Source organism: Aedoeadaptatus acetigenes (assembly GCF_025566985.1).
GTDB lineage: Bacteria > Bacillota > Clostridia > Tissierellales > Peptoniphilaceae > Aedoeadaptatus > Aedoeadaptatus acetigenes.
The window spans coordinates 1-11,952 of record NZ_JAOQJD010000022.1; the positions used below are offsets into that span (position 1 = coordinate 1).

14 protein-coding genes and 1 pseudogene are annotated in these 11,952 nt (G+C 52.2%); 9 read left to right on the forward strand and 6 right to left on the reverse strand.

What is annotated here, in order from left to right; translation table 11 throughout:
- Positions 1-2 precede the first annotated feature (2 nt).
- From OCV31_RS09255 to OCV31_RS09260, 3 genes are all read right to left on the reverse strand, one after another.
- Positions 3-932 carry an IS3 family transposase gene (locus OCV31_RS09255; protein ID WP_394800658.1) on the reverse strand — a complete coding sequence of 310 codons (930 nt, stop codon included), beginning with the start codon at positions 930-932 and terminating at the stop codon, positions 3-5.
- Positions 845-1,429 carry a transposase gene (locus OCV31_RS09800; protein WP_394800657.1) on the reverse strand — a complete coding sequence of 195 codons (585 nt, stop codon included), beginning with the start codon at positions 1,427-1,429 and terminating at the stop codon, positions 845-847. The genes OCV31_RS09255 and OCV31_RS09800 overlap by 88 nt, the downstream gene beginning before the upstream one ends.
- A gap of 73 nt (positions 1,430-1,502) precedes the next feature.
- The gene (locus tag OCV31_RS09260; protein ID WP_267303929.1) at positions 1,503-2,387 is read right to left on the reverse strand and encodes an arginine deiminase-related protein; all 885 of its coding nucleotides are present in this window, start codon (positions 2,385-2,387) and stop codon (positions 1,503-1,505) included.
- A gap of 444 nt (positions 2,388-2,831) precedes the next feature.
- Between OCV31_RS09260 and gdhA the strand changes: the two genes are divergently transcribed.
- Together gdhA and OCV31_RS09270 are read left to right on the forward strand one after the other, a co-directional pair.
- Positions 2,832-4,178: an NADP-specific glutamate dehydrogenase gene (gene gdhA / locus OCV31_RS09265; RefSeq protein WP_148474583.1), complete on the forward strand. Its 1,347-nt coding sequence runs from the start codon at positions 2,832-2,834 to the stop codon at positions 4,176-4,178.
- 159 nt (positions 4,179-4,337) lie between these two features.
- Entirely contained in the window at positions 4,338-4,928 is a 591-nt protein-coding gene (locus OCV31_RS09270; RefSeq protein ID WP_148474585.1) for an HD domain-containing protein, read from the forward strand.
- Between the two features lie 51 nt (positions 4,929-4,979).
- Here the strand turns inward: OCV31_RS09270 and OCV31_RS09275 are convergent, their stop codons facing one another.
- Positions 4,980-5,924, reverse strand: a complete 945-nt coding sequence (locus OCV31_RS09275; RefSeq protein WP_148474587.1) for an AEC family transporter — start codon at positions 5,922-5,924, stop codon at positions 4,980-4,982.
- A 114-nt stretch (positions 5,925-6,038) separates the two neighbouring features.
- Here OCV31_RS09275 and OCV31_RS09280 point away from each other — a divergent pair, with 114 nt between their 5' ends.
- The 3 genes from OCV31_RS09280 to OCV31_RS09290 are packed head-to-tail and all read left to right on the forward strand — an operon-like array spanning position 6,039 to position 8,353.
- A complete protein-coding gene (locus OCV31_RS09280; protein WP_267303930.1) occupies positions 6,039-7,268 on the forward strand; it encodes an MFS transporter in 1,230 nt (409 codons plus the stop codon).
- A 47-nt stretch (positions 7,269-7,315) separates the two neighbouring features.
- Positions 7,316-7,783 (forward strand): PaaI family thioesterase, encoded by a 468-nt coding sequence (locus OCV31_RS09285; protein ID WP_148474589.1) that lies wholly within the window; start codon positions 7,316-7,318, stop codon positions 7,781-7,783.
- Between the two features lie 12 nt (positions 7,784-7,795).
- On the forward strand, positions 7,796-8,353 hold the full coding sequence (locus OCV31_RS09290) for an isochorismatase family protein (protein WP_148474591.1): 558 nt from the start codon (positions 7,796-7,798) through the stop codon (positions 8,351-8,353).
- A gap of 219 nt (positions 8,354-8,572) precedes the next feature.
- Here the strand turns inward: OCV31_RS09290 and OCV31_RS09295 are convergent, their stop codons facing one another.
- Entirely contained in the window at positions 8,573-8,872 is a 300-nt protein-coding gene (locus OCV31_RS09295) for a type II toxin-antitoxin system RelB/DinJ family antitoxin (protein WP_148474593.1), read from the reverse strand.
- Positions 8,873-9,083: 211 nt separating this feature from the next.
- Here OCV31_RS09295 and OCV31_RS09300 point away from each other — a divergent pair, with 211 nt between their 5' ends.
- From OCV31_RS09300 to OCV31_RS09315, 4 genes are all read left to right on the forward strand, one after another.
- The gene (locus tag OCV31_RS09300) at positions 9,084-9,500 is read left to right on the forward strand and encodes a DUF523 domain-containing protein (protein WP_148474595.1); all 417 of its coding nucleotides are present in this window, start codon (positions 9,084-9,086) and stop codon (positions 9,498-9,500) included.
- A gap of 14 nt (positions 9,501-9,514) precedes the next feature.
- Positions 9,515-10,219 carry a peroxide stress protein YaaA gene (gene yaaA, locus OCV31_RS09305; RefSeq protein WP_148474597.1) on the forward strand — a complete coding sequence of 235 codons (705 nt, stop codon included), beginning with the start codon at positions 9,515-9,517 and terminating at the stop codon, positions 10,217-10,219.
- 50 nt (positions 10,220-10,269) lie between these two features.
- Positions 10,270-11,001, forward strand: coding sequence for a CPBP family intramembrane glutamic endopeptidase (locus OCV31_RS09310; RefSeq protein ID WP_148474599.1), 732 nt, complete (start codon positions 10,270-10,272; stop codon positions 10,999-11,001).
- A 238-nt stretch (positions 11,002-11,239) separates the two neighbouring features.
- On the forward strand, positions 11,240-11,740 hold the full coding sequence (locus tag OCV31_RS09315) for an ECF transporter S component (protein WP_148474601.1): 501 nt from the start codon (positions 11,240-11,242) through the stop codon (positions 11,738-11,740).
- An 89-nt stretch (positions 11,741-11,829) separates the two neighbouring features.
- Here the strand turns inward: OCV31_RS09315 and OCV31_RS09320 are convergent.
- Positions 11,830-11,952 (reverse strand): annotated as a pseudogene (locus tag OCV31_RS09320) (IS30 family transposase); the annotation flags it as partial.

Genomic DNA, 11,952 nt, shown 5'->3' on the forward strand with positions numbered 1-11,952 from the left:
TTCTATGCAGATTTCATTCGTTCACGGTATTGCTTCGGACTCAAGCCACCCAACTTTTCTTTGATTCGATCGTTGTTGTAGTAGCGGATGAAACGTTCGATGGAACGCACGAGTTCTTGCCGACTTTGGTAGACGTGGCCGTCGTAGATTTCTCTTTTCAGGACACTGAAGAAGTTCTCCATGGGTGCGTTGTCGTAGCAGTTGCCTTTTCTCGACATGCTTTGGAAGATGTGGTGATCTTTCAACATGGCTTGATAGGCGGTCATTTGGTAACCCCACCCACGATCGGAGTGGAAGGTACGCCGGTAGGGGCAGCCGTTGGTTCGTTCGATGGCTTCTTCCAAGCCTTGTAGCATGGTGACGCCGTTGGGCTGATCGGAGAGGACGTAGCTGATGATTTCCAGATTGTACATGTCCATGTACGGATCGAGGTAGAGTTTCTTTGTTTGAAGTTTCCCCGCCTCATCTTCGACGTAGTATTTGAATTCCGTGGTGTCGGTGGTAATTTTTTGGTAGGGGATGGAGGTGTTGAAGCGGCGGTTGATTCGATTCTTCTTGATTTTACCGACAACGCCTTTGTAGGAGTTGTACTTCTTGTATTTCCTGCCGTAGGCGCGGACTTGAAGGCCCATGACCTGAACCAGCCGCTGAACTTTCTTTTTATTTGCCGCCCATCCCCGGTTCTTCAGCTCCAGGTGGATTCTTCGATAGCCGTAGTCTTTGTGTTCGCGCCGTATGGCCAGGATCTCATCTTTCAAGGCTTGGTCTTTGTCTTCTTCGTTCCACTTTTTCTGCCAATACATGAAAGTGGATTTGGGAAAGTTGATGGCGGCGAGGATCTCTGTTAGTCGGAATTGTTCTCGGAGTTTGGCGACGATCTTCGCCTTTTGTTCGTTGCTTCTTCCCTCTCCAAACTCCTTAATTGCTCCCAGAACATTTTTTGAATGGTAAGTTTCCGATTCTCAGCTTCTAATTCTTTGATGCGATTTTCCAATGCCTCCCGTGTGGAAGCATCAAGATCTTCACTCGACTTTGAAGGATTTGGTGCTTGATTGCGGTCGTCTTTCTTCGTCACAGGTCTCCCTCGCTTGTGTGATCGCAGACCCTCAATGCCCTCCTCTCGATACTGTCTCCGCCAGTTAACGATCATGGATGGATTCGTTAAGCCGAGTTCAAGGGCTAATTGTTGGTAGCTGCATTCGCTCGTTTCGTAGCGTGTGATGGCTTCTAACTTAAACTCTACACTGTACGCACGATTATTTCTAGAGCGCATTAACCCTTCATCGCCAAATTGTTTGTAATTGTTCACCCAGCGTCTGATCTGCGAATAAGCAATTTGATATTTATCTTCTAAGACGAGATAGCTTGACATCCCGGACAGGTATTCTTCGACGATTTTCTTCTTCAATTCATAACTGTATTTTGCCATTAAAAGACCCCCAAAGGTTGGATTTCTTGGTCCAACTTTTGGGGGTCAGTGCAATCAGCCGCGAGGGTTTTTCTCAGCAGTAATTTTCCGCCAAAATGCAGCGCATGCTTCCGCCGCCGTAGGTGGAAATCACATCCATTGGCACGTGGACGATTTTGTGTGTGGCTTCGATCTTGGCGATCTGTTCTTTGGTGAAATGTTTGTAGGCCTCTTCGCTCATGAGGTAGAGCTTTTCCTCTCCCATCAGCTCCAGACAATTGCCGCAGAAGTGGTCGATCTGCTCGCCGGTCACTTCGATCACCGTCTTCTTCGTGGCCCGCAAACGCTCCATAAGGGCCTCTTTGTTTTCCGTGACAAGTTCCGACGCCACCACGGCAAAATCTTCCGCCACAGACAAAATCACATTGGTGTGATAGACGTCTGCGTCGTGTTGGCGGGCCTTGAAGGGAAGGGGCGCAAAGCCGTAGGTATCGCAGAAGGCGAGGAAGGCCGCTTCTTCACAGCGCTTCGAGAGGCAGGCGTAGGCGATGTTTTCCTTCCGATCCAAGACCACGGAGCCCGTGCCCTCCAGCACGCCGAGGTTTTTGTCGCGAAAGTCCGTCACCTCCAAGGATGAAAAATTTAACAGCGCGTCCAGCTGATCCTTCAGCTTGGGAAACTCCCGCCGCCTGTTGTCACTGTACATGGGGGCGATAAAAAGCTTGCCTTCGAAAGTGACGAAAATATTGTTGGGAAAAATCGAATCCGGCGTGTCGTCTCCCTTATCGTGGAGCACATCCACTTGCACGCCGGCGGCCTCCAGGGCCCGGACCACGGATAAAAACTCGGCCTCGGCCATTTCCTGTACCGCCTCCGCCGGGAGGGTGGCGTCATTGACTTGATAGGCATTGTCCGCGGCGGTTTCTATATTGAAGCGAAACGCCGAGGGGCGAACCATTATAACTTTACGGGCGATCATAGATACTCCTTTACAGACAGAAATTTTAGTGTGTTTATTCATTTTACAACAGATGGGAAAAAATGCCCAGAGGCGGGAAAAGGTCTCGCACGGACGGGGGAGCCGGGCACCGGGAAAATCAATCCCGTGAAAACGTCTTTGCGCTTTTTGCGATCTTCTAAAACCTTTGCGACAAGAACCGCTGAAAATTCGCCGAGAAACGAATTAAATTACCGAAATCCGTCTGAATTCCCTTAAAATACACGGATGATCGGGGGAAAGAAATCATGAAATTTCAAAAACCACATGGAAATTTCATTGCCTATGTGTTATGATGAATGCGTTGGAGCGAGGGCGTTATCACGCGAGTCAGAGTCGCCGCGTTTTTTATTTCCCCAAAGGGAAAGCCTTTGCTCTTTTAACGAGGCTTTATGCCAACTCATTTTCTTTAAGGAGGAATATTGTATGAGCTATCTTGAAAGTGTAATCGAACGTGTACATGAAAGACACGCCAGCGAACCTGAATTCTGCCAAACTGTAGAAGAAGTATTAGGTTCCTTAAAACCGGTTATTGACCAACACCCCGAATACGAACGCGTCGACCTTTTAGGCCGCATGGTTGAACCGGATCGTATGTTCAGCTTCCGCGTCGTATGGCAAGACGACGAAGGTCAATACCACACCAACATTGGTTATCGTTGCCAATTTAACGGAGCGCTTGGGCCGTACAAGGGCGGTATCCGCTTCCACCCCACCGTTAACCAATCCGTTATTAAGTTCCTCGGCTTCGAACAATGCTTCAAGAACTCCATGACCGGCCTCCCCATCGGCGGCGGCAAGGGCGGCAGTGACTTCGACCCCCGCGGTAGAAGTGATGACGAAATCATGCGTTTCTGCCAAAGCTTCATCAGCTCCCTCTACCACTACATCGGACCCGACACCGACGTTCCGGCAGGTGACATGGGCGTTGGCGCAAGAGAAGTCGGCTTCATGTATGGTCAATATCGTCGCTTAAAAGCTAAATTCGAAAACGGTACCTTCACCGGCAAGGGCTTCAGCTTCGGCGGTTCCCGCGTACGTCCCGAAGCAACCGGCTACGGCGCAGTTTACTACCTGTTGAACGTACTGGATCACTTCGGCGAAGACATCAAAGACAAGAAGATCGCTGTTTCCGGTTTCGGTAACGTATCTTGGGGTATCTGCAAGAAAGTTCAACAACTCGGCGGTAAAGTCGTTACCATCGCAGGTCCCGACGGATACATCTACGATAAAGACGGCATCAACACCGAAGAAAAAGTTAACTACATGCTCGAAATGCGTGCTTCCGGTCGCGACAAGGTACAAGACTACGCAGACAAATTCGGCGTAGACTTCTTCCCCGGTGAAAAACCCTGGATCAACGCAGAATACGACATCGCTATGCCGGCTGCTTACCAAAACGAAATCACCATCGAAGAAGCAAAAGCCATGGTTGAAAAGGGCTTAGAATACTACATCGAAGTAGCTAACATGCCTACCACCAACGAAGCTTTGAACTACCTCATCGAAAACGTTAAGGTCGTTGCTCCTTCCAAGGCAGTTAACGCCGGCGGCGTTGCAGGTTCCGCACTCGAAATGAGCCAAAACAGTGCTCGTCTGAGCTGGCCCGCAGAAGAAGTTGACAAACAACTTCACATGATCATGGACAACATCTACAAGATGTCCGTCGAAGCAGCTGAAGAATACGGCTTAGGTTACAACCTCGTAGCAGGCGCTAACATTGCCGGTTTCGTTCGCTTAGCAGACGCCATGATGGCACAAGGTGTATTCTAGAATACAAAAAGAGCAGCACTCTTTTCGTAAAAGAATAAAATGACTACAAAAGATCGCGTACGACCTGCGCGGTCTTTTTGTATGCCCTCGGCGAGAAAGAATTCGGAAATTTTCCTTTTTGAAAAAGCGGGTATAATGGAAAAAAGGGGGAATAGGAACATGAATGTAAACGAAAAAGACGCACTGAACTTGCTTACGAAATACAATGGTGATCACTTCCACCTGCGCCATGCCCTCACCGTAAAAGAGGTCATGGCATCCTTCGCCCGTGCGTTGGGCTACGAAGAAGAGGCGGATTTCTGGGCCATGGTGGGCCTGTTGCACGACGTGGACTACGAGCAGTTTCCGGACGAACACTGCAAAAAAGCGCCGGAGCTGTTGGCGGAAATCGACGCGCCGGATGCCCTCACCCGCGCCGTCGTGAGCCACGGCTGGGGAATCTGCGCCGATGTAGAGCCGAAGCACACCATGGAAAAAGTGCTTTACGCCACCGACGAGCTCACGGGATTGATTTATGCCTACGCCATTATGCGGCCCTCGGGATCCGTGCAGGACATGAAGCTCAAGAGCTTAAAGAAAAAATTTAAAGACAAGAAATTTGCCGCCGGCGTGGACCGGGACACGGTGATTCGCGGCGCGGACATGCTCGGCTGGGAGCTCGACGATCTCCTTTCCCGCACCGTGGCCGCCATGGCGGAAACGGAAGATGCCGTAGCTGAGCAGCTCGCTTCCTTGACCGCGGAAAAATAGACAGAAAAAAAGAAGGCCCTTTGAAAAATCAAGGGGCCTTTTTGCGTGATGTTATAGTATTCCCAAAAGCTGCAACCAGCCGATGCCGATGGGGTAGGTGATCATGGCGAAAAGGAAGCTTGCCGTAATGATTTTCGACGCCAGTCGGTAGTCGGAGCCCATTTCCCGGGCGAAGATAAAGCAGTTGATGGCGCAGGGGGTGGACCAAAAGACGTAGGCGACGCCCAGTTCCGTTTTACCCAGGCCCATGAAGAGGCCCAGGGGCACGAGGATGAGGGGCGTGAGGACGGTGCGAATGGACGCGGCGGCGAGGATGAGGCCCAGATCGTCTTTCAGGGAAGAGAAGTCCAGGCCGGCGCCGATAAGGATGAGGGAGAGGGGCGTGGAGAGGCGGGCGAGGAGATTCATGCCGTCGGTGAGGCCGCCGTAGACGGGAATATGTAGAAAGTTAAAGAGAAGCCCCGTTAATATACCGATGATCATGGGATTTTTCAGCACTTTGATCGCGATGGCCTCAGGGCGCACTTTGGCATCGGGATCTTCGCCGTAGTAGGTGAGGATGAAGATGGCCAAAATATTGTAGAGGGTGAGGCCGAAGGCGATGATGATCATAATGTGTTCCGCCGGCGGCGTATCGTAGAGGGCGTCTAAAATGGGAAAGCCCACGTAAACGAAATTGGAGCGAAAGGCGCAGTGGATAAAGGACGAAAGTTTCTTGCGGTCTTTTATAAAGAAGCGGGCAAAAAACCAGGTGCCGAAGAAAATAATCGAGATGCCCAGAAGGATGTAAAGTACATAGGGCACATTCAGTGTGCGGATCTCGGCCGTGCGCATGTTGTCGAAAAGCTTCAGCGGCAGGGCGATGTAGAAGACGAGCCAGGTGGCTTTCTTCACGAATGCGTCGTCTAAAAAGCCCTTTTCTTTAGCCGCGTAGCCGACGAAAAGGACGAAGAATATGGGAAAAATAATGTTTGCGCCGAGTAAAAAATGTGTCATAAGTACCCCCTCTCGATTATAAAATATCGCCGTTGAAATGTAAAATCTGCTGCGGCGCGAAAGGCCGCCTTGTTCGCCGCCTGTTCTTGGTCTATGATGGTAGGAGAAAGGAAGATGATCGTGAAAAAAAGTCGCACGCTGTCGCCGGCCATGACCTTTATCCTCATGTTCGGCATGGTCAGTTTATTTTCGGACATGACTCACGAAGGGGCCGCCAGCATGCGGGGGGCCTATCTCTCGTTTCTCGGGGCATCGGCGGCTACCATCGGCTTTGTGTCGGGTCTCGGGGAACTGGTGGGCTACGCCATGCGCTACGTCTTCGGCGCCCTCACGGACAAAACGGGAAAGTATTGGCCCATGGTCATCGGGGGCTATGTGCTGGACATTCTGGCGGTGCCGGCCTTGGCTCTCGTGGGCGAGCACGGCTGGGTGGCCGCATCGGCCCTACTCATCGTGCAGCGCATGGGCAAGGCCATCAAGAAGCCGGCGAAGGATACGATTATGTCTTTTGCCGCGAGCCGGGAAGGGGCCGGGAAGAGCTTTGCCATTCAGGAAGTGCTGGATCAGATCGGCGCCTTCTTGGGGCCGGTGCTGCTTTTCGCCGTCATGAGCGCGAAGTCGGGACTCCCCAAGGCCGAGCTTTATTCCGCGGCCTTCGCGGTCTTGGCCGTGCCCGGGGCCATAACCTTGATTTTGCTTTTGGCCACGAAGCGAAAATTTCCGAATCCGGAGGAATTCGAAGGGGGCAAGACGGTCTACGAGCCCATGAAGTTGAAGCGGTCCTTTAAGATTTACATGGCGGGGATCAGCCTCTTCGCCTTCGGCTTTATGGACTACGCCCTGATTTTAATGCACGTGACGAAGCACATGGGCCTTTACGGCGGCCTCATCACCACCCGCACCCTGCCCCTCATTTACGCCGGGGCCATGTTGGTGGATGCCGCATCGGCCCTTATCTTCGGGAATCTTTTCGACAAAAAGGGCGTAAGGGCCTTGGTGATCGCCACGGTGGTGGCTGCGCCTTTCGCCATCCTCGTCTTTTACGCAAAATCCCTGCCCGTGCTGTTAATCGGCGTCGCCCTTTGGGGCGTGGGCATGGGGGCTCAGGAATCGGTGCTGAAGGCCGCCGTGGCCACCATGGTAGACAAATCCGCCCGGGCCACGGGCTACGGCCTGTTCGAATGTTCCTTCGGCATCTTTTGGTTTGCGGGCAGCTGGCTTTTAGGCGCCCTCTACGACGTGAACCTCCCGATGATGATCGCCCTTTCCGTGGTGGCACAACTTACCGCAGCGCCCCTCTTTTATTTGGCAGGCAAGGCGATGGAACCTTCGACGAAGGGGTAAAAATAATTTAATGAAGCAGATAAAGTAGCGAAGAAAAGGAGCGTATCATGGATCAATTGGCCATTCAGGAAACCTACGGCGAGCGGTTTCAACACTGTTGGGGTTGCGGCCCGAAAAACGACGAGGGCCTGCACTTAAAATCCTATCCCGCAGGGGATAAATGCATTTGCACTTTTACGCCGGGGAAGGAGTACACCGGCGGCGTGCCGAAAAATCTTTTCGGCGGCATGATCGCCATGCTCTTCGACTGCCACGGCACGGCCTCGGCGGCGTATTTCAAGCACCGGGACAAGGGCCTGGAGCTCACGAAAGACACGGTCATCGGCCGCTTCATTACGGCCCATTTGTCCATCGACTTTAAAAAGCCCGTGCCCATGGAAAGCCTCGTTACCATTACCGCCACGGCGAAAGAAATCGGCGAGCGGAAAGTGGTGGTGGACATGATCATGGAAGCGGCGGGCGAAATGCGCGCCAAGGCCGAAATGGTGGCCGTGGGTGTAAAGGACAATATGTAGAAGGGGCGAAGCATGAAAACATTGATTATCGTGGACGCACAGGTGGATTTTATTTCGGGCTCTTTGGCCTGCAAGGGGAGCGATGAGGCATTGAAGCATCTCGTGGAATTGATCGAAAGCAACCCGGACATGGCCGTGGTCTACACGGCGGATTGGCACAGCCCCACCAACGGTAGTTTCGAAAAAAACGGCGGCATTTGGCCCGTGCACTGCGTAGAAAACACCGAAGGCGCCGGCCTCTACCAAGGCTTTTACACCCTATCGCGAGAAGACGCCCGGCCCAATGACAAAAACACCTTTAAAAAAGGCCGTCGCGACGACGTGGAAGAATACTCCGCTTGTTTGGGGACCAACGCTGCCGGCGACGTGCTGAAAGAATACGTCACAGGCGACATCCTCGTTGCCGGATTCGCCAGCGAATACTGCGTTCGCGAAACCTTGTTGGGCCTTCGGGAAGAGGGCCTGAACGCCGCCCTTTACCTTCCCGGCGTCGCCTACGTGGACGAAAAAGACCACGAGAAAAACCTGGTCGATTTGAAGCAACAGAAAATTCCGATTTTGGAAGACTGATTTTAGCGTAATAGAACGCGCGCCGGCAATCGCAAGAAGCATCCCGAGGGATGCTTTTCTTATGCAAAAAAGCAGCTCCCCGGCAGAGAACTGCTTTTCATCTTTCATAGAGATCCATATTTTTCAAAGCTTTAAGCTGATCGCGTTTTGCATAGATTAGATTCAAAATATAAACCTTCCCGGAGACCGCGTCCGGCGTAAGGATAATTTCATAGGCGTTCACTTTTTCAGGCTCTTTTCAAGTTCATCGAACACATCCCCGAGGGGTCTGCCTTTGCCGCAGACCGACTGCCCATAGCTGCGTTCAAGCATTTCGTCGAGGGCCGCACCGGACATCGTATCCATTGTTTTCGGTTCTGTCGGAACAGTTAAGGGGAATGGAATGCCGTGGCGATAGATGATCTGGCGGTATAAGGAATTAATGACAACGGAGACGGGAATTCCAAGCTTTTTCAGAATCTCCTCCGCCTCATTTTTTATATCATTTTCAACGCGCGCGCTGACTGTGGAATCTTTCATATGATGACACCTCCCGTTGCCTCTATTGTAATTCGATGTTTTGCTGATTGCAATACATTAGGCGAGGCGTGTCTGTAAATTTTATTCATTTCCGAAAAACAATCCCGTACGCTCCGTCGGATTCGGAAAAAAGGCGTAATAGCCGGGCCAATGGGATATGTATACATAAAGACGCGAATATAAGAAAGAATACGCGGAAAGGGAGCGAAAGATGATTATCGGCGTGAGCGCCTGTTTGCTCGGCGAAAACTGCAAATACAACGGCGGAAACAACGAATCGAAAAAGCTTAAGGACTATGTCGAGGGCCACACCGTGGTGCCCGTTTGCCCGGAAGTTATGGGCGGCCTCCCCACGCCCAGGGATCCTGCCGAGATCATCGGCGGCGTGGTGCGGCAAAAAAGCGGCCGCTCCGTGGACGAAGAATTTCGCGCCGGCGCCCGGGCGGCCCTCAAAAAAATAAAAGACGCCGGGGCGGAACTCGCGATCCTTCAGTCCCGCAGCCCTTCCTGCGGCGTGAAGGAAATCTACGACGGCACCTTCACCGGGCATTTGGTAAAGGGAAAAGGCGTGTTCGCCGCCATGCTCGAGGAAGAGGGGATAAGGGCCTTGGACGTGGAGGACTTGTAAAGGAAAGGAGCCCCATGAAAAGCATAATCATCCTGTCGCCGAGCAAAGAAATGGACTTTATCCCCGGCGATCGCGCACCCGCCATGGATGTGGCGGCGAAAAAAATTCTGAACGCGTTGCAAAGCATGACCGAACACGAGCTGGCGGCGCAACTGCAACTGAGGGGGGAACAGGCGCGAATCATCTATGACGCTTATCAAAACGCGGCGCTTCCCACGGCGAAAGCGGCGGCGGATACCTACCGGGGCCTCGCCTTTCGCCAAATGGATCGGGAGATCCTTCTGTCGCCCTTTGCTCGGGACAGAGTGCGGATTCTTTCCGCCCTTTACGGCCCCATCGCTCCCGATGCGCCCATCAACCCCTATCGACTGGATTTTACCAAGAGCCTAAGTGTCGAGGGCGAACCATTGAAAAGTTTGCAGAAAAGGAATTTTACCGAGCAATTGGCCAACTGTCGCATCTACAATTTGGCTTCCAAGGAATTTTCCGAGCGCATAGACAAAAAGAAAATGGCCCAATGGATCGACGTGGATTTTTACATGGATCAGAGCATGAAAAAGCGCGCCCCCTCCGCCACCTGTAAAAAACTCCGGGGCCGACTGGCGGCCCACCTTATCGCCATGGAATCCTTCGGAGAAAAAGCCTTTGCCGCTTTTCGCTACGACGGCTTTCACTTCCTTCCGCTCGACGAGGAAGGTCGCTATGTTTACACGCGGTGAGAGGATGTTATGTTTTTGAAAAAGACCATGGATTCGGGAAAGGAAGGCCAATGAACAAGCTTTACATGAAAAATGACTTGTATTTCGCTCTGTTGTGGATCGTCATTTACTGCGCCGTCACCGCACCGCTCAGGGAAGCTTTTGGAGACGACAGCCTATGGATGGTGGGCGAGCTTTTGATCGTCGCCCTGATCCTTACGGTTTTTGTCAAAAGAAATCACCTGGAAGAGAAAATCGGATTGCGACCGTTTCCGAAGGACGGCAAGCGGTATTTGTATTTTATTCCCATGTGGTTTTTGGCCACCGGCAATCTGTGGGGCGGCGTGGCGCCTGTCTACTCCGGGTGGAATCAGGCGGTGGCTGTTTCGACCATGCTCCTCATCGGCTACGTGGAAGAATTTATTTTTCGCGGCCTGTTGTTTTCGGCCATGCTCTCCAGATACGAAGATCGAAAGGCCATCATTATTTCGGCGGTCACCTTCGGCATCGGCCACATCGTAAATTTACTTACCGGGCAATTGGCTCCGGAGACGTTTGTTCAAGTGATCTTTGCCGTCGCCTGGGGATTTATTTTGACCATGGTCGTCTATCGGTCGAAAAGTCTTTGGCCCGCCATCGTCGCTCACGGGCTGGTGGACGCATTCTCCGTTTTCTCTCGGGAGCAAGCGGCGCCGAGCATGTGGCTCATGTGGATCTATCCCCTGGTTACCATCGTCGTGGCCCTGGTGTACTGCAGCTATTTGAGCAAGCTCAAGCCCCCGGCGAAATCGAAGGAAGGCTAGAATCGCGGAGAACGAGGGCCCTCGCCACTTCACTTCTTCCTCCATAACAAAGGCCATGAAATCCCTTCGTGTCGTCTCCCCAATGGCGGCGCATTTATTTTTTCTGTCGGGATCGGCATTATCGTAGCCGCAGGCGCGGCGGCAGAAGTATTCGCTCAGTGGTACCATGGCAGTTTTTCGGCCTGCTACTTATGGTTTTTCTTTTTTTAGTCTATAATGGTCCCGAAGGAGTGAAGACATGAAAAGTATTTCGACGAAGAAGTTGACGATGATCGCCATGTTTATGGCGCTAACCACGGTGGCGACCATGGTGATTCAAATTCCCATTCCCGCCACGAAGGGGTATTTAAATGTCGGGGACACGGTGGTGATCGCATCGGCCCTTTTAATGGGCAAGATGGCCGGCGGCCTCGTCGGCGGCATCGGCTCGGCCCTGGCGGATCTCTTGTCGGGCTACGGCTACTACGCCCCCATTACCCTGGTGGTAAAGGGCTTGGAAGGCTTCGTGGCCGGGCTCTTGCACGAAAAGACGCGGCTGAGCTTTGTGCTTTGCGGCTTGGTAGGCGGCGTGGTCATGGCTGTGGGCTATCTGCTGGCAGAAGGATTGATTCTTTATAATTTTCCCACGGCTATCGCAAGCTTCGTGCCCAATTTGATTCAGGGGATTGCCGGCGCCTTGTTGGCGGACATCCTCTATCCCGTGCTGAATCGCGCCATGGGCGAAAAGGGCGCGGCGTAAATTTTTGAAACACAAGCCGCAAAACCCGTCGGAAATCCGGCGGGTTTTTTCGCGGAAAAATTTCATAGCAGGTTTTTTGTCTTGAATTGTCAAGTCAAGTGCAACTCTACTGAATGGTAAACCTCATAAGGCGTTTTCCAGTTTAAACATTTACGCGGGCGACGATTGATCTCTTCTATTTTCGCTTCAATGTAGCTATCCGATTGGTCAAT

Bases quoted from the DNA above. Each gene is read 5' to 3' on its own strand.
- OCV31_RS09315 (WP_148474601.1), top strand. From the start codon at position 11,240: ATGAAAAGTATTTCGACGAAGAAGTTGACGATGATCGCCATGTTTATG.
- OCV31_RS09300 (WP_148474595.1), top strand. From the start codon at position 9,084: ATGATTATCGGCGTGAGCGCCTGTTTGCTCGGCGAAAACTGCAAATAC.
- OCV31_RS09270 (WP_148474585.1), top strand. From the start codon at position 4,338: ATGAATGTAAACGAAAAAGACGCACTGAACTTGCTTACGAAATACAAT.
- OCV31_RS09310 (WP_148474599.1), top strand. From the start codon at position 10,270: ATGAACAAGCTTTACATGAAAAATGACTTGTATTTCGCTCTGTTGTGG.
- OCV31_RS09285 (WP_148474589.1), top strand. From the start codon at position 7,316: ATGGATCAATTGGCCATTCAGGAAACCTACGGCGAGCGGTTTCAACAC.
- OCV31_RS09800 (WP_394800657.1), bottom strand. From the start codon at position 1,429: ATGGCAAAATACAGTTATGAATTGAAGAAGAAAATCGTCGAAGAATAC.
- gdhA (WP_148474583.1), top strand. From the start codon at position 2,832: ATGAGCTATCTTGAAAGTGTAATCGAACGTGTACATGAAAGACACGCC.
- OCV31_RS09275 (WP_148474587.1), bottom strand. From the start codon at position 5,924: ATGACACATTTTTTACTCGGCGCAAACATTATTTTTCCCATATTCTTC.
- OCV31_RS09280 (WP_267303930.1), top strand. From the start codon at position 6,039: ATGATCGTGAAAAAAAGTCGCACGCTGTCGCCGGCCATGACCTTTATC.
- yaaA (WP_148474597.1), top strand. From the start codon at position 9,515: ATGAAAAGCATAATCATCCTGTCGCCGAGCAAAGAAATGGACTTTATC.
- OCV31_RS09260 (WP_267303929.1), bottom strand. From the start codon at position 2,387: ATGATCGCCCGTAAAGTTATAATGGTTCGCCCCTCGGCGTTTCGCTTC.
- OCV31_RS09295 (WP_148474593.1), bottom strand. From the start codon at position 8,872: ATGAAAGATTCCACAGTCAGCGCGCGCGTTGAAAATGATATAAAAAAT.
- OCV31_RS09290 (WP_148474591.1), top strand. From the start codon at position 7,796: ATGAAAACATTGATTATCGTGGACGCACAGGTGGATTTTATTTCGGGC.